The organism is Geobacillus genomosp. 3, from assembly GCF_000445995.2.
Classification (GTDB): domain Bacteria; phylum Bacillota; class Bacilli; order Bacillales; family Anoxybacillaceae; genus Geobacillus.
The window spans coordinates 1,695,500-1,720,299 of sequence record NC_022080.4 but is presented as its reverse complement, the minus strand read 5'-3'; the positions used below and the strand labels follow the sequence as shown (position 1 = coordinate 1,720,299).

The following is a 24,800-nucleotide window of genomic DNA, read 5'->3' as shown; positions in this document are numbered from 1 at the left end:
ATGGGGGCTGTTGCCATAAACAACGAAAGGCACGGCGTCTATGCGGTCGTGGCCATTACGAAACACGGAGTGGAGATTGCCCGAACGCTTGGCCGCCAACTGGATGGGGCGGACGTGTATTATACGGAGAAGTTCGCCCGCGGCGACGAAGAAGAGCATGGCATCCGCCTGTTTTCCGGCAACGTTAAGACGCTGCTGCCGGAGCTGTTCGCCCGTTACGACGGGCTCATTTGCATCATTTCGCTCGGCGCGGTCGTCCGGATGATCGCCCCATTGTTGAAAGATAAAAAGACCGATCCGGCGGTTGTCGTCATTGATGATAAAGGAGAACATGTCATTAGCGTATTATCCGGACACCTAGGCGGCGCCAACGAATTGACGCGGCGTGCGGCCGCCATATTGGGCGCCCGCCCGGTCATTACGACCGCTTCCGACGTGCAGCAGACGATCGCCGTTGATCTATTCGGCCGCGAATTTGGCTGGGCATGGGAATCCGATGACAACTTGACGCCGGTGAGCGCGGCTGTTGTCAATGAAGAACCGGTCGCCATTGTGCAAGAGTCGGGAGAGCCAAATTGGTGGCCGGCGGACCGCCCGCTGCCGAAAAACCTCACCGTGTACGGCTCGATCGCGGAGGCGCTGGCCGCCCGCCCGGCGGCGGCGCTTGTGGTCACTCACCGGCTGCTTGGGCCGGAAGAAGAAGCGATTTTGCAAAACGGCGTTTTGTATCGCCCGAAAGTGATCGCCCTTGGCATCGGGTGCAACCGCGGCACCACAGCCGGGGAAATTGAAACGGTCATCCGCGAGACGCTCCATGAACTTCGTTTTTCGCTCAAAAGCGTCAAAGCGATATGCACGATTGACTTGAAAAAGGATGAGCCGGGGCTTTTGGCGGTGGCGGCCCAATACGGCTGGGAGTTTGTCACCTACCCACCAGAGGAGTTAAACGCCGTACCGATGGAAGCGCCGTCGGAGACGGTGTTCCGCTACACCGGCGCCTACGGGGTGAGCGAGCCGGCGGCGAAATTGTACAGCGGGGCCGATCAAATGGCGCTCGTGAAAAAGAAATCGGGCAACGTGACGATTTCCGTGGCGCTCATCCGCCATGGACGAAAGGAGAATGGGGCATGCGACGATTGGTCATCGCCGCGCCGGGAAGCGGCGCCGGCAAAACGACCGTGACGCTCGGCTTGATGGCGGCGCTCAGGCAGAGAGGTTTGACGGTGCAAGGATTGAAATGCGGACCAGATTACATCGATCCGACGTACCATACGGCGGTCACCGGCCGGCCAGCACGCAACTTGGACAGCTGGATGGCTGGCCGCGCGAACGTGCGTCAAATGTTGGCGAACGGCTGCCAAGGGGCGGATATCGCCATCATCGAAGGAGTGATGGGGCTGTTTGACGGCAAGCAGCCGCTGTCTAATGAAGGATCGACAGCCGATATTGCGGTATTGACGGAAAGCCCGGTGCTGCTTGTCATTGACGCCGCTGGCATGGCTCGCAGCGCTGCTGCCATCGTCCGCGGATTTCAAACGTTTCACCCGGATGTCCGCATTGCCGGCGTGTTTGCGAACCGCGTTGGTAGCGAAGGGCATTTCCGGCTGATTCAGGCAGCCATCGAGCAAATGTGCGGCATCCCGACGGTCGGCTATTTGCCAAAAGACGAGGCGTTGGCGTTGCCAGAGCGGCATTTAGGACTCGTGCCGTCGGTGGAGCGCGGTGAGTTGGATGATTTTTTTGCCGCCCTTGGGGAAAAAGTAGCGGAAACAGTCGATTGGGAGGCGCTGCTTCGGATCGCCGAGTCCGCTCCGCCGCTAGCGGCGCCTGCCCCGCTTGTCCAACCAAGCCGGACGTATCCGGTGCGCATCGCGGTGGCGAAAGATGCCGCCTTCCACTTTTACTACCCGGAAAATTTGGAAATGTTAGCCGCCTATGGCGCTGAGCTTGTTTATTTCTCCCCGCTCGCCGGCGAGCCGCTTCCGGAAGGCGCTGACGGGCTGTATATCGGCGGCGGCTTTCCGGAAGAGTTTGCCGCTGAGCTGGCGCGGCAGACGGCGGTGAAGCAATCGATCCGCACAGCGGTCGAAGCCGGCTTGCCGACACTTGCCGAATGCGGCGGGTTTATGTTTCTTACCGAACAGCTTGTCACGACAAGTGGGGCTGCGTACGACATGGTCGGCGTCATCCCGGGGCGGGTCGTCATGCAGCGGACGCTGGCGGCGCTCGGCTATCGCGAAGTGTATGGGCGGGACGGGAACTTTCTGTTGCCAAAAGGGGAAGTGGCGCGCGGACATGAATTCCATTATTCGGTGTACGAACCGCGGGGCGAGATGCCGTTTGCCTATGACACGAGCGGCCGGAAAGGAACAAAGCCGGACGGTTGTCTAGTGCACCGGCTTGTCGCCGGCTACGTCCATTTCCATTTCGCGTCCGCCCCGGCGATGGCCGAACGGTGGCTCGCCGCATGCGAGCGGGTGAAACGGGATGGCTAGAGCGCTGCCGATCATGTTTCAAGGCACTCACTCCGACGCCGGCAAAAGCGTCATCGCGACCGCCTTTTGCCGCATTTTCGCCCAAGACGGCTGGAAGACGGCGCCGTTTAAGTCGCAAAACATGTCGTTAAACTCGTACGTGACGCCGGACGGGAAAGAAATCGGCCGAGCGCAAGGCATTCAGGCGGAGGCAGCCGGAGTGGCGGCCCGTGCCGAGATGAATCCGATTTTGATTAAGCCAAGCCGCACCCATGAATCGCAAATCGTCGTGCTTGGCAAACCGTACGGCACGATGCAGGCGTTCGCCTACCGGAACGAGTTTTTCGACCAAGGGCTGGCCGTCATTCGCCAGTCGCTTGAAACGCTGATGAACGAGTATGATCGGATCGTCATTGAAGGGGCGGGAAGCCCGGCCGAAGTGAATTTAAACGACCGCGAGCTCGTCAACATGCGTATCGCCCGTCTCGCCAACGCTCCGGTTGTGTTGATCGGCGACATTGAACGCGGCGGCGTGTTTGCCAGCCTCGTCGGGACGCTCGCCTTGCTGGAACCGGAGGATCGAAAGCGGGTGGCGGGCGTCATCATTAACAAATTCCACGGCGATGCGGCGCTGCTTCAGCCGGGGCTGGAGTGGTTTACGGAATATACCGGCGTGCCGGTGCTCGGCGTTGTCCCGTATTTGCCCGACTTGGCGATCGACGCCGAAGACTCGCTCGCGCTTGAACGGTTTGCCGCGTCGCCTGATGATGAGCGAGTCATTGACATCGCGGTTATCCGCTATCCGAAAATCGCCAATTTCACTGATCTCGACCCGCTTTTGGCCGAGCCGGATTGCCGCGTCCGCTTGGTGACGCATGCTGATGACCTTGGCAACCCGGATGTGATCGTATTGCCGGGAAGCAAAAATACGATTGAAGATTTGATCTATATGAAACAACGGGGCCTTGCCTCCCGCATTGTTTCGCTCGCTCGCGAAGGAACAACGAAAATCGTCGGTTTGTGCGGCGGCTACCAAATGCTTGGTGCTGTCATCCGCGATCCGCATGGCGTGGAAACGCCGCTTCCGGAAGTCAAAGGGCTCGGGTTGCTGCCGGTCGAGACGACGCTCGAACGGACGAAAATGACGGTCCGTTCAAACGGGGTGCTTGCGTGGAATGGCGAGCGGTTTCGGGTGAGCGGCTATGAAATTCATATGGGCCGCTCGGCGCCGCTTTCCGGCTATGCGCCATTGATTGAAGCAGAAGACCGATATGAAGGGGCGAAACAGGGGGATGAGCAAGTGTTAGGCACATACATGCATGACTTGTTTCATAACGATGCGTTCCGCACCGCTTTTTTGAACGCCATTCGCCGCGAAAAGGGAATCCCGTTGCGCGGCGCTGTATCGTTTCTCACCCGCAAAGAAGCGGCGTTTGACCGGCTTGCCACTCATGTCCGCGAGCATGTCGACGTCGGGCGGATCGAACAGATGATGCGTCAATTTCAGCAACCGTAATCGTCATGGAAACGCTCACCCGGTGGGGAATGTTCAACATGGATTCTTTTTTGCATGATGGTTAGGGCATCACCGCCTTGCTAGAGACATTGCCAAGCAGATGACGTCTTCCCGCGGCAAGGGATGGCGAAGGAAAACAGCTCTTTCAGATGAGAAAGGAGGAAACGCCTATTCCCGATGAATAGGGGATATCGCGTGTCTATCATGCATGTTTCGATTCCACCGATCCACCGTGAGATGATTGAACAAGCGCGTGATTATATCAATCAATTGACGAAGCCCCCCGGCAGCCTAGGCCGGCTTGAAGAAGTGGCGGCAACGCTTGCCGGCATGACCGGGGAACTGTTCCCGCGTGTTACTCCGCCCGGAGTGCTTGTGTTTGCGGCCGATCATGGCGTGACTGCGGAGGGTGTATCCGCTTATCCGGCCGAAGTGACGGCGCAAATGGTGCAAAACTTTGCCAACGGTGGAGCGGCGATTAATGTGTTTAGCCGGCAAATCGGTGCGCTGCTCCGGATCGTTGATGTCGGGGTGGCCGTGCCGGTCATGGATGAGCGCGTCATTCAGAAAAAGGTCCGCCCCGGAACAAACAATTTCACCCAAGCCGAGGCGATGACGTTGCAGGAAGCTGAACAGGCGCTTCATATCGGTTATGAGCAGGCAGTATTCATGGTAGGACAAGGTGTACGCGCGTTCATTATCGGTGAAATGGGGATTGGCAACACAACGACTGCCAGCGCTTTGTTGGCGACCTTGACTAGCGAACCGCTCGAGCAGATGGTCGGCAAAGGCACGGGCGTTGACGAGGAACAGTTGGCGCATAAGCGCGCCGTCATCCGCCGGGCGCTTTTGCTTCACCAACCGGATCCGTCAAAGCCGCTTGAATGGCTTTCCAAAATCGGCGGATTGGAGATTGCGGCAATGGCCGGCGCGATGCTCGCTGCTGCTGAGCGGCGCATTCCGATTTTGCTCGATGGGTTGATTTGCACGGTCGCGGCCCTTGTAGCCCGCCAGTTTGCTGCGAATGTCATAGATTATATGATTGCCGGACATCGTTCACAAGAGCCAGGGCACAGGATCGCCCTTCGCTTGCTAGGGAAGGAGCCACTGTTGGATCTCGGCATGCGTCTTGGTGAAGGGAGCGGCGCGGCGGTAGCGTTTCCGTTGCTGCTGTCTGCAACGGCGATGGTGAACGAAATGGCGACGTTTTCTTCAGCGGACATTTCGGACAGAGAAACGAAAGGGGGGAAGGAACGATGACCGTCGGCAAAGTGTATTTAGTCGGCGCCGGTCCGGGTGATGAAAAGTTGATTACGGTCTACGGCCGCGAATGTTTGGAACAGGCAGATGTTATCATTTACGACCGGCTTGTCAACCGGAAGTTGCTTCGGTATGCGAAACGAGAAGCTGAACTTCTTTACTACGGCAAAGAGCCGGGAAAGCACGATACCGTTCAAGAACAAATTCATGAACTGTTGCTCGAGCAGGCGCGCCAAGGAAAAACGGTCGTCCGCTTAAAAGGCGGCGACCCGTGTGTCTTTGGCCGCGCCGGTGAGGAAGCGGAACGGTTGGCAAAAGCCGGCATTCCGTTTGAAATCGTCCCCGGGGTGACGTCCGGCATTGCCGCTCCAGCGTATGCCGGCATTCCGGTCACTCATCGCGAACACGCCGCTTCCGTGGCGATCGTCACCGGGCATCGAAGCGAAGCGGTCGACTGGGAGGCGCTCGCCCGCGGATGTGATACGATCGTCGTCTACATGGGAGCGGCCAACCTACCGGATATTTGCCGCCGGCTCGCCGCCGCCGGCAAACCGGATGATACGCCGGCGGCCGCCATTGAATGGGGAACGACCGAGCGGCAGCGCACGGTGGCGGCTACAATCGCGACGCTGCCGGCTGAGGCGGCAAAAGCCGGCATTTCCCACCCGGCGATCATTGTCATCGGCGATGTCGTCCGTTTGCGGGAGACATTGCAATGGTTTCCGGAGCGGCAAGGGGGCATGGTCGATGTCAACGCCTCGTCGTAACGGGCGGGTCATCGTCTACACCGGCGATGGCAAAGGGAAAACGACAGCGGCGTTTGGCCTGGCGCTGCGCGCGGTCGGCCGCGGGATGAACGTCGCCATTTTGCAGTTTGTGAAATCGCCGGAGCGCACGTACGGCGAGCAGCTCGCCCTTCGCCGCCTCGGCGTCGAGGTGCGCCAACTCGGCGCCGGGTTTACATGGACGAAAACACCGGACATCCACCGCGAAGCGCTGAGACACGCGTGGGCGCTAGCGAAACAGTATATTCATTCCGGCCGGTATGACCTTATCGTGCTTGACGAATTGAACAATGCCCTTGCTATCGATCGGTTTCCGATTCACGACATTGTCTCGGTCGAGGAGGTGCTCGAGGTCATCCGGACGCGTCCGCCGGCGCTCCATCTTGTCATTACCGGGCGCAGCGCCCGCCTGGAGCTGATTGCCGCCGCCGATATCGTGACCGAGATGGCGCTCATTAAGCATGATTATGAACAAGGGACAAAGGCCATGAAAGGAATCGAATTTTAGCGGCAAAAAGGCTGACTTAAAAGACCGCCTGTCCTTCGGGGAAAGACAAGATATAAAATGACGAATCGGCTCGATTATATAAGCAGTGAAAAAAGGTGTCTCGTTGCTTTTTGAGACACCTTTTTCCTTTTATTTATCCGCATCCGTTTTGTCGTTTTGCTCTTTATGCTGCCGCCGTCCTTTGCTGTTGTCGCCGGTTATTGGACCGTGAAGCAATGCCATCGGGTCCTGTGTCGGCGCGTTTTGGTTTCGGCTTCCGTTGTTTGGCCGTTTCGTCATACGTCACACCTCCTTTAGGCGCGCTGACCATACCATTAGCATAGACCGACGAACCCTTTTTATTCCGCCGCAACATGAAAAAACGCGGGGAACGCCTTTCCGGCGCTCTCCCGCGGACATGACGGCCGGGTGCTGGCAAACACGGCGGCCGGAGAAGGGGATGACGGCTTAGTAAACGTAGCCGCCGAACGCAGCCCCGACAATAATGAGCAAAATAAACAAGACAACGATCAACGCAAAACCATTGCCATGCCAAGCGCCCATCCCGTTCACCTCCCTGAGAAATCTACTATAAGATATGCTGATCGTTGTACGAAGGAATAGGATAATTGTCGAAAAATGACAAAATAAGAAAAACGCCTTGCCGAGAGAGCGAAAGGCGTTTTTGTTGGAAATAGTTTCCCTTCATTCCCAAATGTAAGGCGTTTCTTGATAGACATAGTAGTTCAGCCAGTTGACAAACAACAAGTTCGCATGCGAGCGCCACGTATTGAGCGGCGGCCGGCTCGGGTCGTCGTTCGGAAAGTACGATTCCGGAATTTGAATCGACAGCCCTTTCGCCAAGTCGCGTTCATACTCGTCTTTTAACGTCGTCGCGTCATATTCCGGATGACCGGTCAAGAAAATTTGCCGCCCGTCGTTCGAAGCGACGAGGGAAACGCCGGCTTTGTCGGCGGTCGACAAAATCGTCAGCTCCGGCACGCTTTCAATGTCTTCGCGTTTAACATCTGTATGGCGGGAGTGGGGCATGCGAAACACATCGTCAAACCCGCGCAACAGTTTGACATTTTTCACTTCGAGCGTATGGTTGAACACGCCGAAGCACTTTTCCGGCAACGGATATTTTGGGATGCCGTAATGATAATACAAGCCGGCTTGTGCACCCCAACAAATGTGTAACGTTGAGGTGACGTTCGTTTTCGTCCATTCCATAATGTCGGTCAGCTCATCCCAGTACGTGACGTCTTCAAACGGCATTTGCTCGACCGGTGCTCCGGTGATGATCATCCCATCGAACTTCCGATGGCGGATGTGCGGAAAAATCGTGTAAAATTGATCCAAATGATGTTTGCTCGTCGTTTTCGGCTCATGGGTTTCCGGGCGCAAAAAGGTGATGTTCACCTGCAGCGGTGAGTTGCCGAGCAGGCGAAGCAGCTGCGTTTCCGCTTTTTCTTTTTCCGGCATTAAGTTTAAAATGACGATATTGAGTGGACGGATATCTTGCGAATACGCTCGTTCTTCGTCCATGACGAAAATGTTTTCTTGTTCGAGAATTTCTTTCGCTGGCAAATCTTTTGGGATGTTGATTGGCAACGATGTCCCCTCCGTTTCGTTCTCGTTTTTTAAATAATTCCATTATAAAAACTTTATTGACTTTCTTCAATTCATTTTTTTCCGTTCAAGGAAATTGAGCGGACACAGTGAGGAAAGGAGGGAAAATGCATGGATCCGACGGCGTTTGACAATTTGAAAACGGTGTTGGAAGGAGCTGTCTATGACGCCGACTTGCAAGGGCGCATTGCCGTCATCGACCGCCGCGATCTCGCCGATTTGGCCCGCCTGTCGCGCGAGTACGCCATTTCCTTTCAACAGGCCGGTGCGCCTGAACCGCCGGTCGTCTGCACGGCGCGGCTTGCGATCGATTTTGCCGAACTGGTGAATGAACGGCTCCATTACGGCCGGGCCGGCTGCCGGCTTGCGGTCTCGTTCGCCTTGCCGGTTCGCCGCTTGTCCGCCTGTGCGCTTATTGAGGGGACGCTGCGAACGATTTGGGGAGAGGAACGGGTCGTCCGGCAAATGTTGCGTTGGGAGTTTCCGCACGAACACGGCCCGTATCACAATGAGGCAACGGTCGAATTTGGCCGGCTCATCTACGAGGAAAACGCGGCCGATTTGCCGGAAATGGTGCCGTATATGATTTCCTCGCTCGAACAGCTGCAGCCATTCGCCGGCGAGTAACGGTGCAAAAAGTGGAAACGAACGGGAAAATCCGCTATGATGGGGGTGAGGTGAGAACGATGAGCGTATACGAATTTAGCGCGACAACGATTCGAGGGGAAGAGCAGCCGTTATCCGCCTATGAAGGCAAGGTGCTGTTGATCGTCAATACAGCAAGCCGTTGCGGCTTCACTCCGCAGTATAAAGAACTGCAGGAGCTGTATGACGAATACCGGGATCGCGGGCTGGTCGTGCTCGGATTTCCGTGCAATCAGTTCGGCGGCCAAGAGCCGGGGACGGAAGCGGATATCGAGCAGTTTTGTCAGTTGAATTACGGCGTAACGTTCCCGATGTTTTCCAAAGTCGATGTCAACGGCGACAACGCCCACCCGTTGTTTCAATATCTGAAAGAACAAGCGCCGGGGGCATTGGGGACAAAGGCGATCAAATGGAATTTCACAAAGTTTTTAGTCGACCGCCACGGCCGCGTCGTCGCCCGCTTCGCCCCGCAAACAAAGCCGAGCGAGCTAAAAGAAGACATTGAAAAATTGCTGTAAGACAGCGGGATAGACAAAGGAGGGGATTGCGCTTGCGCATTAAAGCGATTGAACCGACACCAAGCCCGAATACGATGAAAGTGCTGCTTGATGAAGAGCTGCCGTTTGGCACGAGCCATAATTATAAGCCGGATAACGTCGCCGCCGCGCCGCCGATCATCCAAGCGCTCATGCGCATTGACGGGGTGAAAGGCATTTACCATGTCGCCGATTTTCTGGCCGTCGAACGCCATCCGAAGTACGATTGGCGCGACATTTTGGCAAAAGTGCGCGAAGTGTTCGGCGAAGAGGTGGATGAAACGGAAGAAGGAAAGCCGACGGTGAATGAACATTTTGGCGAAGTGAAAGTGTTCGTGCAAATGTTATATGGGCTGCCGATGCAAGTGAAGCTGATCGACGGCGAGCGCGAACATCGCGTCGGGCTGCCGAAGCCGTTTGTGGATGCCGTTATTGAGGCGCAAAAATACGCCGGCAACATCGTCTTAGAGCGCAAATGGGTCGAAAAAGGGGTGCGTTATGGCACGTTTGAAGAAATCGGCCATGAAATCGTCGACGAGCTATCGGCCGCCTATCCGCCGGAGCGGCTCGAGCGAATTGTCAACATGTTCCGCCGCGGCGAGCTGGAAAAAACGGCGCAAAAACGGCCGGGCGTCAAAGTGACAAGCGAGATGCTCGATGACCCGGACTGGCGCAAACGGTACGCCGCGCTCGAACAAATGGCCGAGCCGACCGAAGACGACATTCCGGTGCTGGCCAAAGCGTTGAAAGATGAAAAAATGGCTGTTCGCCGCCTGGCGACGGCATACCTTGGCATGATCGGCGGCAAAAAGGTGCTTCCGTACTTGTACGAAGCGCTAAAAGACCCGGCTGTCGCTGTGCGCCGCACCGCCGGCGACTGTTTGTCCGACATTGGCGACCCGGATGCCATTCCGGCGATGATCGAAGCATTAAACGACGAAAGCAAGCTCGTTCGTTGGCGGGCGGCTATGTTTTTATACGAGGTGGGCGATGAATCGGCCTTGCCGGCATTAAAAGCGGCAGAAAACGATCCGGAGTTTGAAGTGAGCTTGCAAGTGAAAATGGCGATCGAGCGGATTGAGGGCGGCGAAGAGGCGAAAGGTTCCGTCTGGAAGCAAATGACGGAAAGCCGAAAAAAAGAGAACAAGTCGGAGAAATAAAAAGAGGCGCGCCGGTCGGCGCGCCTCTTTCCTTGGTCAAAAAAGCGCTTCTTGTTAAGTCGTCACGGTTGTGCTTGAGGTCGGAGCGAACTGGACAATTTCAAGTACAATAGGGGTATTGGCCGGAATGGAACCGCTGCCGGTCGGAACGGTAATGGCTAGTGATCCGACACCAGTCGCGCCAGGGGTATAGGTGGAAATTCCCTCCATTTGTAAAACGCCGTTGACATACACATTAAAGTAGCTGTTGTTGGTTGCCAGTGCCGGCAATTCCGTCGCTTGGCTGCCGTCGTCTTGGAAAAAGCTGGCCGCATCAATTGTCAACGTTGCCCCTTCCGCCGTTTCCGCTGTCGTAATATAGAAAAACCTTGTGTCGTTTGGCGCAACTTCTGTTGTGGTAGTTGCAGCGACAAATAGTTTGATTAGTTGTAAAGCCATACAGCCATCCTCCTTCTCAATGTGATCGTGAAGGTTGCCGCTGACCCGAAGCCACCCCATCCATCGCCTAGTCCTCCTAGCATTTAGGGATGTTTGTTGGCAACCGGTCGGCGTCATACGTTCGTTCTATTTGTATGAACGGACTAGAACCACCGGCCCGGCGGCTGTCATGGTAAGGGGAAAATGATCATTTCGGACTATATTCGATCCGTGCATCAATCTGCCTTTCATCTGTCTTTTATACTGTTTTTAGGTGGGTTGCTAGTCTGTTTGTCGTTTGCTATTGCGGATGAAGGTGAATGTCATATAGTGATTTTATCGTGCGTCGGTTGTCTTGTCGTCCTATTTGTCATTCACCTTATAGAGAATGTTGAATATGATGGTGCTGAATACGTTGTGGAATCAAATGATAGTGGGACAATACGTTTGGTTGGGTGATGAGATCAGTGAAACGGGGATCTTCATCAAGAAAACATGTTATTGCTGTTCCGAAAGTATATGATTGGACTCATGCTGTACTGACCGTTCCTCTCCATATTGCGCTCCTTTTTCCCCCACGCGTTTTGGCGGCGGAAACATACCAGTACAACGCCATATCGGACGGGGTGAAGACCGTCTATACAGACAGCGATGAACTGAAAGAGTACGGCGATCGCGGCATTTTAGACCCGAAACATGTGTCTTGGATCAACTTATTTATCAACGGAGTGCTGCAACCGGAAAAGTTGTACGAGGTGGAAAAGGGGAAGCTGACATTGAAAACAGCCGAACCGCCGCCGAAAGGGGCGCCGATTATTCTCCAATTTATTACAATGAAAATCGGCTTCTAACTGTTTCGCGCTGCAGTCACTGACCGCAACAAAGCCTTGGAGTTGGTTCCCCCAAGGCTTTGTCCGTCAACTGCCGAAATAATGCTCAACAAGATCTTGAAAGAGCGGAGAAAGCTCGTTTGGCAATTCATGAAGAAAGAAAAATTTTACCTCGAGCGATTCTTCCCCGTCTTCCCTCAGTTCCCCGCCGCGAATATCGTGGGTGCGGTACACAACGGTAACCGAATAATATTGGTCGCCGTTTGGCAGCCGAACAAAATATTTTTGGCCGGAAAACACATCGATGAGTTCGAGTTCACCGATCTCCAACCCCGTTTCTTCCAACACTTCCCGCCGTGCCGCTTCCTCGGTTGACTCGCCGAGCTCCAACAAGCCGCCGGGGACTCCCCACAGCCCGTCGCGGCGCTTTTGCAGCAAAACCCGTCCATAGTCATCGATGATCGCGACACCGACACCGGCTAAAATGAGCGGTCGGGTTCCGACAATTTTTCGCAACTCTTCAATGTACCCCATCGACTGCGCCCCCTTTCGTTTCCGTCCATTCGATGACTTATTATATGTTCGAGGGCGACCGGTGGCCGCGGCGATTGCTAGAAGGAAAAAAAGAAATCGCCCGTTTCAGACAGCAAACGGGCAGGAGTGCGGGGGACATTTGTTCCACTGACGACGTTGAAAGGGGATATTCTCGTTTTCGCTGCCGCCGGCAGCTATCTCCGTTGCTTTTTGTGTTCGAAGTATAGTATGCTGATAGCACAACGATCATCATATGGAGGGATGATAGCTATGTCGATGGCGTACGAAGAGTATATGCGCCAGCTTGTGCAGCCGATGCGCGATGAACTTGTCCGCGCCGGTTTTCGCGAGTTGCGTACAAGTGAGGAAGTCGAACAGTTTATGGAGCAAGCGGAAGGGACGACATTTGTGTTCGTCAATTCGGTGTGCGGCTGTGCCGCCGGACTGGCGCGTCCGGCCGCGACGCAGGCGGTGCTGCGGAGCGAGAAGAAGCCGGATCATCTAGTAACCGTGTTTGCTGGGCAAGATAAAGAGGCAACAGCGAAAATGCGCGAGCACTTTGTCGGCTATGCCCCGTCCTCACCGTCGATGGCGCTCTTAAAAGGAAAAGAAGTCGTCCATTTTATCCCGCGCGAAGACATCGAGTTCCATTCGATGGAGGACGTAATGGAAAATATTTTGGCTGCTTTTGACAAATACTGCGGCTGATGCCTTATGCCGGCCCCGATCTTGCATACCGCTGCCGGTGCCGGGGAACGATAATGGCGGAGGTGATCGGCGTGCCGAAGCGGAAAAAAGATCGTTCGAAAACGGGTGTCAGCGCCCCTGATGTGAGAGGGCAAGGAACGACACAAACGGAAACGGGCGCCTACGAACTTGATTCTGCGCGCAAAAAAACGAAAATCGACTGAAAACGGAGCTCCGCATCGGGAGCTCCGTTTTCGCTGCCGCTGTTAAGCGTTGGCGATGCAGCTGTAAATGAAATACAACAACGTGATGAGGCTGGCCGCAAAAAAGATGGTTGTCATCTCCGTTTTCCCGCCTTTCTGTCTATGTTTTCCCCTTGAACATATGATACACTATTCATGTAACCATAGTATATACCAATAGAAGCGAAAAGGAAAAGCGGTTTTTGCTTTGGCAGGGGAGAGGAAAGACGATGAAAAAAGCGAAACGAATGAACGCATTTTCCGCATCCATTTTTGCCGAATTGGCGGCGTACCGCCAACAGCGGCGCCATCTTCACGACGAGTGGATCGATTTAAGCGTCGGCAGCCCGGATTTGCCGCCGGCGCCGTTTGTGCGCGAGGCGATCGCCCGCTATGCGAAGGAGCCGAATGCATACGGCTACACGTTAAAAGGCATTCGCGAGTTTCAGGAGGCGGTTGCGCATTATTACCGGACGGCGCACGGTGTGGCGCTTGATCCGGAAACAGACATCACGTATGTCATCGGGTCGCAAGACGGATTGGTCCATTTGCCGATGGTGTTCGCCGACCCGGGTGATGTTATTTTACTGCCCGACCCCGGATATCCGGCGTATGCGGCCGGCGTAGCGATGGCCGAAGCGGAGCCGTATTTTCTGCCGCTTCGGAAAGAAAACGGCTTTTTGCCCGATTTGGCTGCCATTCCGGAAGATGTCGCCAAACGGGCGGCCATCCTCTTTTTAAACTTTCCCGGCAACCCGGTGCCGACGTTGGCTCCGGAATCGTTTTATCGCGATGTCGTTGCGTTTGCCAAACGGTACGATATTCTCGTTGTTTCCGATTTTGCCTACGGTGAGCTGTACTATGACGGAAACAAACCGGTGAGCTTCTTGTCCGTCCCGGGGGCGAAAGATGTCGGTGTTGAGATCAACTCGTTGTCCAAAAGCTACAATATGGCCGGCTGCCGGATCGGCTATTTATGTGGCAATGCTGACGTGGTTCGTGCGTTTGCCGAGTTCAAGTCCAATTTGGATTACGGCATTTTTTGGCCAATTCAAAAAGCGGCGGCGGACGTGTTGCGTCATGGGGCCGACTTTTGCGCCGAAAGCCGCACGATGTATCAGGCGCGGCGCGATGCGCTTGTTGCCGGATTGACCGACATCGGTTGGGCGGTTGACCGTCCGCCGGCGGGCATGTTTGTGTGGGCCAAAATTCCCGATGGCTGGACATCGCTTTCGTTCACGAAAGCGTTGATCGATCAAGCCGGCGTCGTCGTAACGCCTGGGCATGCGTTCGGGCCGAGCGGTGAAGGCTATGTGCGCATCGCTCTCGTTCAGCCGGAAGCGGTGTTGCGCCGCGCGGTTGAAAAGCTTAACGAGAGCGGCTTGTTCAAGCAGTTGACCGCTGACCAACCATCGCGGAGGTGGACGCGATGAGGCTGCCGGCATGGCTTCGAAAAACGCTCGTTGCTGCGATTACCGTCTGTACGTTTGGGTTTGTGGCGCCGCCTGCTTCGTTGCTCGCGGCCAAAGAGCCGCCTCCGGACGACGCCTCGTCTTCGGATTGGCAGCACAGCTCAGCGCGCTCTGCAGCGGAAGCTGTTTCGTTAACCCGTGAACAATTTATCGAGGAGACGATGGAAAAGGCGGTGGCGCAGTCATACGAAAAGTTCGGCCGCAAAATCGCCCCGGTCATTGAGGATGAGTTTCACGCTGTCATCTTGCCGCGCATCGAAGGAGTGATCGCCGAGCTGGCTGAACGCTGCCCGGAAGAAGAGCTCCGTTATTTGGCCGTATCCGAAAATCCGTCTGGTGGGCAAGGAGAACGCATTTTCCATTTGTATCGCATGGACACAGGGGAAGATCTTGTTCGCTTTCACGTCCGCCGCGAGCATCCGCCGCAAGACGGGTACTGGTTTCAGTTTCACTATCACATTTATGATGACGGATTTCAAGATCATCATGAATTAGGGAAAATTTACTGGTCAAAAAATACGCCGCCAAACTGGCGGACGTAGCGACCGGTGGGTTCTTCCTTATTTTGCGCGTTTTTCCCCGCTTCGTTCTATGATATCATTTTCATAGAATAAAAGAAGCGGGGGAATGCGAATGAAACGATGGTTCACTAGTTTACTAGCGGCGCTGTTCGCCGTTCCGCTTCTGTCGCTTTCGCCGTACCCGGCTGCGCACGGCGTGCTGCTTCAAGGAAGCGGCCTTGATATTCAGGCAATCCCGTCGCACGATGTGTTAGGCCGCATCATCATCGTACCGGAAACGGACTTTTCGCTTGAGGAAGCAAACGAGACGATTCGAACAATCGCCCGCATTGACCGAAGCATTTTGGAACAAGCGGCGAACCATCATATTTACATTCAGTTGTTGACCGGAAAAATTACTGATGAACCGACAGTCCGCCATTTGCGCGGGAAAACACCGCGCGGCTACGTGCCGGGGTCCAAAACGTGGGATGAAGTGCCGGGCATCGGGGGATCGCATTTAGTGCTCGTCCGCCTCGGCCATAGCGAAAAAGGGAAAGGACACGGCTCGGTCAATTTAGAACTGCATGAATTTGCCCATTCGCTTGATTATATCGTGTTTGACGAAATTCACGAAACGGATGAGTTTCAGACGATTTGGCGGGAAGAAGCGCCACGGCTGTTTCCAGGCGAGTATTATTTTTTGACATATCCAGAAGAGTATTTTGCTGAATCGTTCGCCTATTATTATGCGAGCGACAAGACACGGGAAACGCTGCAGACGGCGGCCCCGGACACATACGGATTTATTCGCCAGTTGGCGGAACGGGCCTCATAGAAGGCTCTTTTTTTTCGTGATGAGGGCGGTGCTTTATGATATGATAAGCGTGAGGTGAGGACATTGCGGCAATACTTGCAGCTTTTGGAAGATATTTTGGAAAACGGTGTGGAAAAAGAAGACCGCACCGGCGTCGGCACCTTGTCCGTGTTCGGCCGCCAGCTCCGCTTTGACTTGCAGGACGGCTTCCCGCTTGTGACGACGAAAAAGTTACATATTCGCTCGATCGTTTATGAACTGCTTTGGTTTTTAAAAGGCGACACCAATGTCCGTTATTTACAGGAAAACGGCGTGACGATTTGGGATGAGTGGGCCGATGAAAACGGCGATCTCGGCCCGATCTACGGCGCGCAATGGCGGTCATGGAAAGGAGCTGACGGGAAAACGGTCGACCAAATTGCGTCGGTCGTCGATGAAATCAAGCGCAACCCGAACTCGCGCCGGCTGCTTGTCAGCGCCTGGAACGTGGCGGAATTGGATAAGATGAAGCTGCCGCCGTGCCATTACGCTTTCCAGTTTTACGTCGCGAATGGACGGTTGTCATGCATGTGGCAGCAGCGCTCCGTTGACACGTTTTTAGGGCTGCCGTTTAACATTGCCAGCTATGCGCTTTTGACGCATATGATCGCCCAGCAGTGCGATTTGGACGTCGGTGAACTGATTTTCACCGGCGGGGACGTCCATTTGTACAAAAATCATCTGGAACAAGCGAAACTGCAGCTGACGCGCGAGCCGCGCCCGCTGCCAAAGCTCGTCATGAAACGGAAGCCACCGTCCATTTTTGACTATGAATACGACGATTTTGAAATCGTCGGCTACGACCCGCATCCGGCGATTAAAGCGCCGGTGGCGGTGTGAAGGGGAGGATGCGATGATTTCGCACATTGTAGCGATGGACGAAAACCGGGTGATCGGCAAGGACAACCGTTTGCCGTGGCATTTGCCGGCCGATTTGGCGTATTTTAAACGGGTGACAATGGGACATGCCATCGTGATGGGGCGGAAGACGTTTGAGGCGATCGGCCGTCCGCTTCCCGGCCGGGAAAATATCGTCGTGACACGCAACCGCTCGTTTCGCCCGGAAGGCTGTCTTACGCTTCACTCGCTTGATGACGTGAAACAGTGGGCCGCCAGCCGCGGCGACAAAGAAGTGTTCATTATCGGCGGGGCCGAACTGTTTCAGGCGACGCTGCCGCTTGCCAGCCGGCTGTATGTGACGAAAATTTTTGCCTCGTTCTCCGGCGATACGTTTTATCCGCCGATTTCCGAACAAGAGTGGGAACTCGTTTCGTATACGAAAGGAACGGTCGATGAAAAAAATCGATACGATCACGCCTTTCTCATTTACGAGCGAAAAACAGGGCGCGCTTAGCTTTGGCTAAGTGCGTCTTTTTGCATAGAAGCGGAGCAAACAAGGAACGATAACAAGTAGACCAACAATGGAAGTGGAGGAAGACAAATGAAGCATATCGTTCCTTTTATCGTCAAGCTCGCAGCTTGGAGCGTCGTCTTATTTTCCATGTTTACCATTTTCAACGCTCCGCTTTCGTTGATTTCGCTCATGACAATCATCACCGCGCTCGTTTCTTACATGATCGGCGATGTGTTCATCTTGCCGCGCGTTGGAAACTTCACCGCCGCCGTTTTGGATGTGCCGCTGTCCTTTTTGCTTGTATGGGCTGTCAGCTTTGCGCTGATTGCGCCAACTGTTAACATGGCGTACGCCGCCTTTTTTAGCGCGCTTGCCATCGGGGCGATTGAAACGTTTTTCCATTTGTATATGGAAAATCATGTGCTCGAGGAAGCGCGCCGGGAAGAAGCGCATCGCTGGTATGATGAAGGAAGATGGGCGACCGAGTTCGCCGAAGAAGAGGAGTTCAACAAAGAAGACGACCGGACGTAGCGCCGGTCGTTTTCTTATCAAGAACAAAAACTTTTTCGAAAATTTCCTTTTCTTTTTGCGAATTTGTGATATAATCTACAAATCAAAGATAACTTACTAAGGAAAGGGAACGAGAGCATGGAACAACAGCTAAAACGGAAACAAGGGGCGGTATACGTCGAGGACATTTTGATTGCTTATCATACGCTCAAGGATGTTGTTTTGCATACCCCGCTGCAAAAAAATCCGCTCTTGTCCGAACGGTATGAATGCAACGTCTATTTGAAGCGCGAAGATTTGCAAGTCGTGCGTTCGTTTAAACTGCGCGGGGCGTACAACCGGATGAAGCATTTAACCGACGAGGAACGGCAAAGCGGAGTCATTTGCGCCAGCGCCGGCAACCATGCCCAAGGGGTGGCCTATTCATGCCGGGCGCTTGGTGTGCATGGGAAAATTTACATGCCGGCGACGACGCCGCGGCAAAAAGTGTCGCAAGTGCAGCTGTTTGGCAAAGACATGGTCGAGATCGTCCTTGTCGGTGACACGTTTGACGACTCATACAACGAAGCGGTGAAATGCGCCGAAGCGGAAGGGCGCACGTTCATTCACCCGTTTGATGATGAATACGTCATTGCCGGTCAAGGAACCATCGGGGTTGAGGTGTTAAATGACTGCGACGAGCCGATCGATTTTCTGTTCGCTAGCATCGGTGGCGGCGGATTGATAGCGGGGCTGGGGACGTATGTGAAAAGCATTTCTCCGTCCACCAACATCGTCGGCGTCGAGCCGGCCGGCGCACCGTCGATGAAAGCAGCGCTCGAGCACGGGCATGTCGTGACGCTCGGGGAGATCGACAAGTTCGTGGACGGTGCCGCGGTCAAAACGGTCGGGGAAAAAACGTTTGCGTTATGTAGTGGAATGCTTGATGACATCGTTGTCGTTCCAGAAGGGAAAGTATGCACGACGATTTTAGAGCTGTATAACGAAAACGCCATCGTCGTCGAGCCGGCCGGCGCGCTGCCGATCGCCGCGCTTGAGTTTTACAAAGAGCAAATTCGCGGCAAGACGGTCGTTTGCGTGGTGAGCGGCGGCAACAACGACATTGACCGGATGCAGGAAATTAAAGAGCGCTCGATGATTTATGAAGGGCTGCAGCACTATTTCATCGTCAACTTCCCGCAACGGGCCGGGGCGCTGCGCGAGTTTTTGGATGAAGTGCTCGGTCCGACCGATGACATTACCCGGTTTGAATATACGAAGAAAAACAATAAGGAAAGCGGACCGGCGCTCGTCGGCATCGAGCTGAAACGGCGCGAGGACTACGCACCGCTCATTGAACGGATGAAGAAAAAAGGATTTCCGTTCCAGGAAGTGAATAAAGATCCGAATTTGTTCCACCTGCTCATTTGACGAAAAATACGAAAAAAAGTCGAAAAGATTTCGCTGTATTCCGACATACTTTTTCACCGGATTGGTGTATAATATAAGTAAATCGGTGAAAAAAGAGGATTGATATTTTGCTATTCAAAAGCCTCGAGTTTAAAAACGCGTATGGGCAGAAAGTGAAGATTATCGAAATCCCAGTATTGGAGGAAGAGAACACGTACCGATTTATGATCCAACTTCGCTTGGAGACGTTTATTGCGAAAGTGTACCGATCAAGGACGAATCGTTCTGTTTACTCGTTCCGGGAGCACTTGAAGAAAGTGTTGAAATGGCCGGTATATGAACAAATCTTTAAGGAAACGGTGTTGAAACATAACGCGTGACTGCTGTTGTTTTGCCCATTGCGGCAAAACAACTTTTTTTTGGTGGGATTTTCGCTGATTTCATTATATAATGGAAACGAGATGACGCCAGGTAAAACAAAGCGGTACAGGCAGAAAGGGATGAACAGTTGATGTGGAAACGAATCATGATGATCGCTGCGATTTGTTTGCTTGCTGCGTGTGGGAAAACGATTTCGGATGCCAAAAATTGGCCGGTCGCTGACTTTACGTTTGTTGATCAGTCAGGTGAGCCGTTTGGACTTCGCGATCTGAAGGGGAAAGTGTGGGTCGCCGATTTTATTTTTACAAACTGCGAAACGGTTTGCCCGCCGATGACCGCCCATATGGCCAAACTGAAAGAGAAGGCGGAAGAAAAAGGGCTCGATGTTGAATTTGTTTCGTTCAGTGTCGACCCGGAAGTTGATACGCCAGAAAAACTAGAGGCTTACGCGAAACAGTTTACAAATGACCTAGCAAACTGGCATTTCTTGACCGGATACAGTCCGGCTGAGATTAGCGAACTGGCGCAAAAAAGCTTTAAAACGATTGTGCAAAAGCCGGTTGGCGATGACCAAGTCATCCACGGCACGAGCTTTTATTTAGTCGGCCCGGACGGCAAGGTGGTTCAAACATACAGCGGCGTGCAGGATGTGCCGTATGACACGATTTTAGAGCATATTGAAATTTTGCAATCGTCGCGATAAGGCAAAAACGGGCGCCGTTTTGCCTTCTTTTCGTCTTTCCCCTGTTGCAGCAAAAGGCAGGTGTCACACATGATACGATGGGGATGGCTTTTCGTGTTGGGGATGTTGCTCGCCGGATGTACGGTGCTTCCGGCCGGCGGGAAGCCAGACCGCCCACATGAGACCGCCATCAGGCAGCCGGAAGCAAAGCCGTTACCCAAAGACATTCACCTCGTCGCGTTAGGCGATTCATTGACCGAAGGAGTCGGAGACGGCGAAGGGAAAGGAGGCTATGTTGGCCGCCTTATCCCGCTTTTGGCGGCGGAAGACGGGGTGCGGACGGTGACGGTTACGAATGCCGGAAAGCGGGGCCGGCGCATCAACGAACTTGAACCGGTTATTCGCGCCCACCAAGCGGAGCTCGAGCGGGCGCATATCATTACGATTACGATCGGCGGCAACGATGTGATGAATGTCGTCCGCTCGCATTTTTTTGATTTATCGTACGAGCGGTTTGCGAACGAGAGCCAGCGATTTGCCGAGCGGCTCGATCACCTGTTGCTGTTGTTGCGCACGATCAACCCGGATGCGGTCGTTGTGCTCATCGGCTTATACAACCCGTTTTCCACGACATTGCCGAACATTCCGGAAATTGACGCCGTCATCGTTGAATGGAACCGTGCGAGCAACGCGGTGCTTTCCCGCTATCCGCGCACGATCTTTGTGGATATTCAAGATATGTTTGCCGACCGCGATGATTTGCTTCACCGCGATGAATTTCATCCAAACGCCGCGGGATATGAACTAATGGCGATGCGGATATATGAAGCGCTGGACGCGCGAAAAGAGTGGTGGGCGAACTGATGGAAAAGAAACGGGATAGCATAAGGAGCATATTAGGATGAATTGGAAACGAGCGTTTTGGACGTTGGCGGCCGTCAATGCCGCTGTCCTTGTCTTGGTGGCTGTTTGGCTGCTGCAGCCGTCTCCGCCGGTAAAACGGCCGGCGCGCCCGGACGTGGAAGGGGCTTCGTTTACGGTATACTCGAAGAAAGAGCATTTGAACGCCGTTATTAACGACTATTTGGCAGAAAAAACGAAAGACCATCCGCTCCGGTACGACGTTTGGCTTGCCGACCGCGTCTACGTCTCAAGCGAAATTCCGATTTTTGAACGCGAAGTCGAGCTCGTCGTCTCGTTTGTGCCGAAAGTCATGAAAGGCGGGAACGTCGAGCTTGTCGAACCGGTCATTTCGCTTGGCGACTGGAAGCTGCCGGTGACATACGTGCTTCGCTACTTGCAAAAGCATGCGCCGCTGCCGGATGAAGTTGTCATTGATCCGGAGCAGGCCCGCATTTATGTGGCGCTCCATGAGATCCGTTTTGGCAACGGGTATCAAGTGGCGGCGAAAAAAATCGATTTGGCGGCCGATGAAATCGTATTTACCTTAACGATCCCGACAAACCGTCCGCGGTAAAAACGTTGGCTTCAACGTTTCCGCGCAACATCGCGAATCTTGTCGGGCTCCTATTTGGAAGAAAAAGGGCGTCTCATTGCCTTTGAGACACCCTTTTTTTGGCTGTTCCAGCCTCGTGCGGCCTCCGCCGTTAGACAAGGCGCAGTCCTTTTGGATAAAAGTTTTTCACCGTTCCTTTAACTTCTTTTCCCCAAGCGAACGGAAATCCGTCCACCGTCACGAGCAGCCAGCCGCGGTCGCCGCCGGTGGACAGCGTTTCACCGCGCCAATACTGAAGGCATTCCCGGCTGCTGCTTGATAAGTCAAGCACGTGTTTCGCTTCGCCCGCCCGCAATGCCAAGGCGAGAGCATGGTTTGGCTCAAACCGCTCTTTTTTGGTCTCGCCAAGATGAAGTCCGGCGCGCATCACTTTTAAGCCGGACAAATCCGGGCACCGGTCCGGCAGCATGGCCAAATGGCTGCCAAACGAGATGACCGTCCCGTGCTGCTCGGTTTGCAATGATTGTTGTTCAAATTGGCGGTACAATCGGACGGCTGCTTTCGGTGCGTTCGCTTTTGCCCACCGCCCGCTCCATGGCGGAGTCGGCCGCTGTTTTTGCAGCTTGGCGACAAAATGCCCTTCTCCTTTGAGACGGTGCGGCCAAAGACGGGCGACGCATTCAAGTTCGGCCCGGTTCGTTTTCGTCCACTCCGGCCGCCCCGGCTCGATGCCGCCGATTTTCGCAATCGGCAGCAACCGCAAATCATCGTACGTCTCGAGCAGCCATTCCACCGTTTGCTCGTTTTCCTCGGGCGAGAATGTGCATGTCGAATAGACGAGAATGCCGCCTTCTTTCAGCATGGCATAGGCGCTTTCTAAAATGCGCCGCTGCCTCGCCGCGCATTGTTCCACATAGGCCGGACTCCAAAACGAGGCGGCCTCTTCTTCTTTCCGGAACATGCCTTCCCCTGAGCACGGAGCGTCAACTAAAATTTTGTCAAAAAAACCGGGGAACCGCTCGGCGAGCGCTTCGGGAGTTTCATTGATGACAACGGTGTTCGTCAATCCGAACCGCTCGACGTTCTCCGCCAACGCTTTGACCCGCTTCGGGTGAATTTCGTTGGCGACGAGCAGCCCTTTGTTTTTCATCATCGCGCCAAGTTGAGTTGTTTTTCCGCCGGGAGCGGCGCACAAGTCAAGCACCATATCCCCCGGCTCAGGCTGCAGCGCCTCGGCGACCGCCATGGCGCTCGGCTCCTGAATGTAGTATAACCCTGCCGCGTGGTACGGATGTTTTCCCGGTTGATCGCTTCGTCCGCAATAAAACCCGGTCGGACAAAACGGTATGGGTGTGAGAGAAAACGGCGCCGTTTCCGCCCAAGCAGGGCGGACTTTCAACGGATTGACGCGCAGGCCGTTTGCTTTTTCCCTTTTGTAGGCGGCGAAAAATTCGTCCGCTTCTTCTTGAAGCAACGTTTTCATTTTTTCTACAAATTGTTCTGGCAACATCAGCAAGCTTGGCTCCTTTCTTCATCAGAAGGGGCATCGATGGCCGCGACCAGCTTGACAGCGTCAAGAGCGGCGTCCCGGCCATTGAATTTTCGGTTCCGTTTTGTTCACAATGCGTTTGATATTGGCGCGGTGGCGGTAGAATATAAATGAAGCAAGCAACAAAACGGCCGCCATCAACGGAATGTCGTCGGTGAAAAAGACGGTGTACACTGCGGCGTAAAGCGCCACCGCCATCGATGACAGCGACACGTACCGCGAAATGGCCAAGACGATCAGAAAGACGGCGATGAGCGACAAAAAGAAAAGCGGCGAATAAAACAGCATTACCCCGCCCGATGTCGCCACCGCCTTGCCGCCGCGAAATTTCGCAAACACCGGATACATATGGCCAATTACCGCAACCGCCCCGGCCAAGAGTGGATGGACCGGGACGGAAAAAAACATCGGCAAGCTCGCCGCCAGCGTTCCTTTCAACATATCCCCGACAATGACGATCGTTCCCGCTTTCGCTCCGAGAACGCGGAACGTGTTCGTCCCCCCGAGATTGCCGCTTCCGTGTTCGCGAATGTCGATCCCGTAGCCGATTTTTCCGACGAGAAGGGCAAACGGGATCGAACCGAGAAGATAAGCGATAAGCAAAATAAGTGCTATCATGCCGTGAAACACCCTTTACTCAACAAGTTTGTGCATGTTTCTATTTTATCATGCGTCGGTCAAAACGGTAGACTGGAAATGAAGAAAAGCGATTGTTTTGCATTTTCACACGATAACCGGTAAACTGAAAAGCGGGCAGGGACGGACGGAAACGTTCATTCGTCCCGCAACAAACGCAGAGAAGAGAGGAGCGGCTGTGGTGAAAACGACCGTCACGTGGAACGGAAATATGTCATTCAGCGGTCAAAGCGTTTCCGGTGTCACCATTCCGATCGATGCGGCCAAAGACGTTGGCGGCAACGATTCGGGCGCCCGGCCGATGGAGCTTTTGCTTCACGCCTTGGCCGGCTGCACCGGCATTGACATCATATTGATCTTGCAAAAAATGCGGCTTGACGTCCGCGCGTTTTCGATGGAGGTGGAAGGAACGCGGGCGGATGACCATCCGAAGCGGTTTACCGACATTCATATTCATTACGCGCTTGAAGGCGATTTGCCGGAAGAGAAAGTTGCCCGTGCCATTCGATTGTCAAAAGAAAAATATTGCTCCGTTTCCCATTCGCTCAGCGCTGCCATTACGGCGAGCTATTCGATTAACGGCGTTCGCGGGAAGGAAACGATTTAGCGCAGGCGGTGCGTTCGCCTTTACGCCTAGACGGCCGGCGCAGGCGAGCCGCCGCCTGAATGTCGGGCGCGATACGTTCGGATGCCTTCGCGTTCCCCCTTTCGCCGTCAGCAAGGAACGCGTCGTTCGGCGTGTATAGGATGGCGCCGATGGCAGCGGGAAGGACGCCATTCGTTTTGTTTGAAGGGGGCTATCGGCAGCAG

At 54.3% G+C, this 24,800-nt stretch carries 31 protein-coding genes; 24 read left to right on the top strand and 7 right to left on the bottom strand.

All coding sequences use genetic code 11. The annotated features are described in order from the left end of the window. From M493_RS08590 to cobO, 6 genes are all read left to right on the top strand, one after another. Complete coding sequence (locus tag M493_RS08590; protein WP_020959926.1) at positions 1–1,182, top strand: cobalt-precorrin 5A hydrolase; 1,182 nt, start codon at positions 1–3, stop codon at positions 1,180–1,182. Continuing rightward, a complete protein-coding gene (locus tag M493_RS08585) occupies positions 1,128–2,495 on the top strand; it encodes a cobyrinate a,c-diamide synthase (RefSeq protein WP_020959925.1) in 1,368 nt (455 codons plus the stop codon). Before M493_RS08590 ends, M493_RS08585 begins: the two co-directional genes overlap by 55 nt. Then, positions 2,488–3,990 carry a cobyric acid synthase gene (locus tag M493_RS08580; protein WP_020959924.1) on the top strand — a complete coding sequence of 501 codons (1,503 nt, stop codon included), beginning with the start codon at positions 2,488–2,490 and terminating at the stop codon, positions 3,988–3,990. Before M493_RS08585 ends, M493_RS08580 begins: the two co-directional genes overlap by 8 nt. 204 nt (positions 3,991–4,194) lie before the next feature. Next, positions 4,195–5,250, top strand: coding sequence for a nicotinate-nucleotide--dimethylbenzimidazole phosphoribosyltransferase (gene cobT / locus M493_RS08575; protein WP_041267911.1), 1,056 nt, complete (start codon positions 4,195–4,197; stop codon positions 5,248–5,250). Next, positions 5,247–6,017 (top strand): uroporphyrinogen-III C-methyltransferase, encoded by a 771-nt coding sequence (gene cobA / locus M493_RS08570; RefSeq protein WP_020959922.1) that lies wholly within the window; start codon positions 5,247–5,249, stop codon positions 6,015–6,017. Before cobT ends, cobA begins: the two co-directional genes overlap by 4 nt. After that, complete coding sequence (gene cobO, locus M493_RS08565; RefSeq protein ID WP_020959921.1) at positions 5,998–6,543, top strand: cob(I)yrinic acid a,c-diamide adenosyltransferase; 546 nt, start codon at positions 5,998–6,000, stop codon at positions 6,541–6,543. Before cobA ends, cobO begins: the two co-directional genes overlap by 20 nt. A gap of 129 nt (positions 6,544–6,672) precedes the next feature. Here cobO and M493_RS18685 read toward each other — a convergent pair whose 3' ends face one another. The 3 genes from M493_RS18685 to metA all read right to left on the bottom strand — a co-directional run bounded on the left by M493_RS18685 (position 6,673) and on the right by metA (position 8,136). Next, positions 6,673–6,822 (bottom strand): hypothetical protein, encoded by a 150-nt coding sequence (locus M493_RS18685; RefSeq protein ID WP_020959920.1) that lies wholly within the window; start codon positions 6,820–6,822, stop codon positions 6,673–6,675. A 168-nt stretch (positions 6,823–6,990) separates the two neighbouring features. Beyond that, positions 6,991–7,086: a YjcZ family sporulation protein gene (locus M493_RS17685; protein WP_020959919.1), complete on the bottom strand. Its 96-nt coding sequence runs from the start codon at positions 7,084–7,086 to the stop codon at positions 6,991–6,993. A gap of 141 nt (positions 7,087–7,227) precedes the next feature. Further along, the gene (gene metA / locus M493_RS08560) at positions 7,228–8,136 is read right to left on the bottom strand and encodes a homoserine O-acetyltransferase MetA (protein WP_020959918.1); all 909 of its coding nucleotides are present in this window, start codon (positions 8,134–8,136) and stop codon (positions 7,228–7,230) included. A gap of 129 nt (positions 8,137–8,265) precedes the next feature. Here metA and M493_RS08555 point away from each other — a divergent pair, with 129 nt between their 5' ends. Genes M493_RS08555 through M493_RS08545 form a run of 3 tightly spaced genes read left to right on the top strand, consistent with a single transcriptional unit; the run spans position 8,266 to position 10,495 of the window. Next, the gene (locus M493_RS08555) at positions 8,266–8,781 is read left to right on the top strand and encodes a hypothetical protein (RefSeq protein ID WP_020959917.1); all 516 of its coding nucleotides are present in this window, start codon (positions 8,266–8,268) and stop codon (positions 8,779–8,781) included. A gap of 59 nt (positions 8,782–8,840) precedes the next feature. Next, the gene (locus tag M493_RS08550; RefSeq protein WP_041267910.1) at positions 8,841–9,317 is read left to right on the top strand and encodes a glutathione peroxidase; all 477 of its coding nucleotides are present in this window, start codon (positions 8,841–8,843) and stop codon (positions 9,315–9,317) included. Positions 9,318–9,349: 32 nt separating this feature from the next. Further along, on the top strand, positions 9,350–10,495 hold the full coding sequence (locus M493_RS08545; protein ID WP_020959915.1) for a conserved virulence factor C family protein: 1,146 nt from the start codon (positions 9,350–9,352) through the stop codon (positions 10,493–10,495). Positions 10,496–10,549: 54 nt separating this feature from the next. Here M493_RS08545 and M493_RS08540 read toward each other — a convergent pair whose 3' ends face one another. After that, on the bottom strand, positions 10,550–10,933 hold the full coding sequence (locus M493_RS08540; RefSeq protein WP_020959914.1) for a DUF4183 domain-containing protein: 384 nt from the start codon (positions 10,931–10,933) through the stop codon (positions 10,550–10,552). Positions 10,934–11,379: 446 nt separating this feature from the next. On the opposite strand from M493_RS08540, the gene M493_RS08535 reads away from it, so the two are divergent. Further along, positions 11,380–11,763, top strand: coding sequence for a DUF4183 domain-containing protein (locus tag M493_RS08535; protein ID WP_020959913.1), 384 nt, complete (start codon positions 11,380–11,382; stop codon positions 11,761–11,763). 66 nt (positions 11,764–11,829) lie between these two features. On the opposite strand, the gene M493_RS08530 is transcribed toward M493_RS08535, so the two are convergent. Continuing rightward, positions 11,830–12,276, bottom strand: a complete 447-nt coding sequence (locus M493_RS08530) for an NUDIX hydrolase (protein WP_020959912.1) — start codon at positions 12,274–12,276, stop codon at positions 11,830–11,832. A gap of 270 nt (positions 12,277–12,546) precedes the next feature. Between M493_RS08530 and M493_RS08525 the strand changes: the two genes are divergently transcribed. The 13 genes from M493_RS08525 to M493_RS08470 all read left to right on the top strand — a co-directional run bounded on the left by M493_RS08525 (position 12,547) and on the right by M493_RS08470 (position 21,826). Then, positions 12,547–12,984: a BrxA/BrxB family bacilliredoxin gene (locus tag M493_RS08525; RefSeq protein ID WP_020959911.1), complete on the top strand. Its 438-nt coding sequence runs from the start codon at positions 12,547–12,549 to the stop codon at positions 12,982–12,984. A 71-nt stretch (positions 12,985–13,055) separates the two neighbouring features. Beyond that, the gene (locus tag M493_RS17680; protein WP_071990900.1) at positions 13,056–13,187 is read left to right on the top strand and encodes a YuzL family protein; all 132 of its coding nucleotides are present in this window, start codon (positions 13,056–13,058) and stop codon (positions 13,185–13,187) included. A gap of 248 nt (positions 13,188–13,435) precedes the next feature. Further along, a complete protein-coding gene (locus M493_RS08520; protein WP_020959909.1) occupies positions 13,436–14,638 on the top strand; it encodes an LL-diaminopimelate aminotransferase in 1,203 nt (400 codons plus the stop codon). A 2-nt stretch (positions 14,639–14,640) separates the two neighbouring features. Further along, positions 14,641–15,219, top strand: coding sequence for a YpjP family protein (locus M493_RS08515; protein WP_200865291.1), 579 nt, complete (start codon positions 14,641–14,643; stop codon positions 15,217–15,219). 91 nt (positions 15,220–15,310) lie between these two features. Further along, positions 15,311–16,015, top strand: a complete 705-nt coding sequence (locus M493_RS08510) for an anthrax toxin lethal factor-related metalloendopeptidase (RefSeq protein ID WP_020959907.1) — start codon at positions 15,311–15,313, stop codon at positions 16,013–16,015. Between the two features lie 63 nt (positions 16,016–16,078). Then, positions 16,079–16,873, top strand: a complete 795-nt coding sequence (gene thyA / locus M493_RS08505) for a thymidylate synthase (protein ID WP_020959906.1) — start codon at positions 16,079–16,081, stop codon at positions 16,871–16,873. Between the two features lie 13 nt (positions 16,874–16,886). After that, complete coding sequence (locus M493_RS08500) at positions 16,887–17,387, top strand: dihydrofolate reductase (protein ID WP_020959905.1); 501 nt, start codon at positions 16,887–16,889, stop codon at positions 17,385–17,387. Positions 17,388–17,474: 87 nt separating this feature from the next. Continuing rightward, positions 17,475–17,918 (top strand): YndM family protein, encoded by a 444-nt coding sequence (locus M493_RS08495; RefSeq protein WP_020959904.1) that lies wholly within the window; start codon positions 17,475–17,477, stop codon positions 17,916–17,918. Between the two features lie 117 nt (positions 17,919–18,035). Beyond that, on the top strand, positions 18,036–19,307 hold the full coding sequence (gene ilvA / locus M493_RS08490; protein ID WP_020959903.1) for a threonine ammonia-lyase IlvA: 1,272 nt from the start codon (positions 18,036–18,038) through the stop codon (positions 19,305–19,307). A 107-nt stretch (positions 19,308–19,414) separates the two neighbouring features. Then, positions 19,415–19,666, top strand: a complete 252-nt coding sequence (locus M493_RS08485; RefSeq protein ID WP_020959902.1) for a YpmP family protein — start codon at positions 19,415–19,417, stop codon at positions 19,664–19,666. A gap of 131 nt (positions 19,667–19,797) precedes the next feature. Further along, a complete protein-coding gene (locus M493_RS08480; protein WP_020959901.1) occupies positions 19,798–20,370 on the top strand; it encodes an SCO family protein in 573 nt (190 codons plus the stop codon). Between the two features lie 69 nt (positions 20,371–20,439). Next, positions 20,440–21,213, top strand: coding sequence for an SGNH/GDSL hydrolase family protein (locus M493_RS08475; protein ID WP_041267757.1), 774 nt, complete (start codon positions 20,440–20,442; stop codon positions 21,211–21,213). A 37-nt stretch (positions 21,214–21,250) separates the two neighbouring features. After that, entirely contained in the window at positions 21,251–21,826 is a 576-nt protein-coding gene (locus tag M493_RS08470) for a YpmS family protein (protein ID WP_020959899.1), read from the top strand. A 130-nt stretch (positions 21,827–21,956) separates the two neighbouring features. Here M493_RS08470 and M493_RS08465 read toward each other — a convergent pair whose 3' ends face one another. Together M493_RS08465 and plsY are read right to left on the bottom strand one after the other, a co-directional pair. Further along, positions 21,957–23,318 carry an RsmF rRNA methyltransferase first C-terminal domain-containing protein gene (locus tag M493_RS08465; RefSeq protein ID WP_041267909.1) on the bottom strand — a complete coding sequence of 454 codons (1,362 nt, stop codon included), beginning with the start codon at positions 23,316–23,318 and terminating at the stop codon, positions 21,957–21,959. Positions 23,319–23,378: 60 nt separating this feature from the next. Continuing rightward, positions 23,379–23,972, bottom strand: coding sequence for a glycerol-3-phosphate 1-O-acyltransferase PlsY (gene plsY / locus M493_RS08460; protein ID WP_020959897.1), 594 nt, complete (start codon positions 23,970–23,972; stop codon positions 23,379–23,381). Between the two features lie 199 nt (positions 23,973–24,171). On the opposite strand from plsY, the gene M493_RS08455 reads away from it, so the two are divergent. Further along, positions 24,172–24,597 (top strand): OsmC family protein, encoded by a 426-nt coding sequence (locus tag M493_RS08455; protein WP_020959896.1) that lies wholly within the window; start codon positions 24,172–24,174, stop codon positions 24,595–24,597. The last annotated feature ends 203 nt before the right edge of the window (positions 24,598–24,800 follow it).

Coding starts and splice junctions, on each gene's coding strand:
- M493_RS08590 (WP_020959926.1), top strand. CDS start 1: ATGGGGGCTGTTGCCATAAACAACGAAAGGCACGGCGTCTATGCGGTC.
- M493_RS08585 (WP_020959925.1), top strand. CDS start 1,128: ATGCGACGATTGGTCATCGCCGCGCCGGGAAGCGGCGCCGGCAAAACG.
- M493_RS08580 (WP_020959924.1), top strand. CDS start 2,488: ATGGCTAGAGCGCTGCCGATCATGTTTCAAGGCACTCACTCCGACGCC.
- cobT (WP_041267911.1), top strand. CDS start 4,195: ATGCATGTTTCGATTCCACCGATCCACCGTGAGATGATTGAACAAGCG.
- cobA (WP_020959922.1), top strand. CDS start 5,247: ATGACCGTCGGCAAAGTGTATTTAGTCGGCGCCGGTCCGGGTGATGAA.
- cobO (WP_020959921.1), top strand. CDS start 5,998: ATGTCAACGCCTCGTCGTAACGGGCGGGTCATCGTCTACACCGGCGAT.
- M493_RS18685 (WP_020959920.1), bottom strand. CDS start 6,822: ATGACGAAACGGCCAAACAACGGAAGCCGAAACCAAAACGCGCCGACA.
- M493_RS17685 (WP_020959919.1), bottom strand. CDS start 7,086: ATGGGCGCTTGGCATGGCAATGGTTTTGCGTTGATCGTTGTCTTGTTT.
- M493_RS08555 (WP_020959917.1), top strand. CDS start 8,266: ATGGATCCGACGGCGTTTGACAATTTGAAAACGGTGTTGGAAGGAGCT.
- M493_RS08550 (WP_041267910.1), top strand. CDS start 8,841: ATGAGCGTATACGAATTTAGCGCGACAACGATTCGAGGGGAAGAGCAG.
- M493_RS08540 (WP_020959914.1), bottom strand. CDS start 10,933: ATGGCTTTACAACTAATCAAACTATTTGTCGCTGCAACTACCACAACA.
- M493_RS08530 (WP_020959912.1), bottom strand. CDS start 12,276: ATGGGGTACATTGAAGAGTTGCGAAAAATTGTCGGAACCCGACCGCTC.
- M493_RS08525 (WP_020959911.1), top strand. CDS start 12,547: ATGTCGATGGCGTACGAAGAGTATATGCGCCAGCTTGTGCAGCCGATG.
- M493_RS08520 (WP_020959909.1), top strand. CDS start 13,436: ATGAAAAAAGCGAAACGAATGAACGCATTTTCCGCATCCATTTTTGCC.
- M493_RS08510 (WP_020959907.1), top strand. CDS start 15,311: ATGAAACGATGGTTCACTAGTTTACTAGCGGCGCTGTTCGCCGTTCCG.
- M493_RS08500 (WP_020959905.1), top strand. CDS start 16,887: ATGATTTCGCACATTGTAGCGATGGACGAAAACCGGGTGATCGGCAAG.
- M493_RS08495 (WP_020959904.1), top strand. CDS start 17,475: ATGAAGCATATCGTTCCTTTTATCGTCAAGCTCGCAGCTTGGAGCGTC.
- ilvA (WP_020959903.1), top strand. CDS start 18,036: ATGGAACAACAGCTAAAACGGAAACAAGGGGCGGTATACGTCGAGGAC.
- M493_RS08480 (WP_020959901.1), top strand. CDS start 19,798: ATGTGGAAACGAATCATGATGATCGCTGCGATTTGTTTGCTTGCTGCG.
- M493_RS08475 (WP_041267757.1), top strand. CDS start 20,440: ATGATACGATGGGGATGGCTTTTCGTGTTGGGGATGTTGCTCGCCGGA.
- M493_RS08470 (WP_020959899.1), top strand. CDS start 21,251: ATGAATTGGAAACGAGCGTTTTGGACGTTGGCGGCCGTCAATGCCGCT.
- plsY (WP_020959897.1), bottom strand. CDS start 23,972: ATGATAGCACTTATTTTGCTTATCGCTTATCTTCTCGGTTCGATCCCG.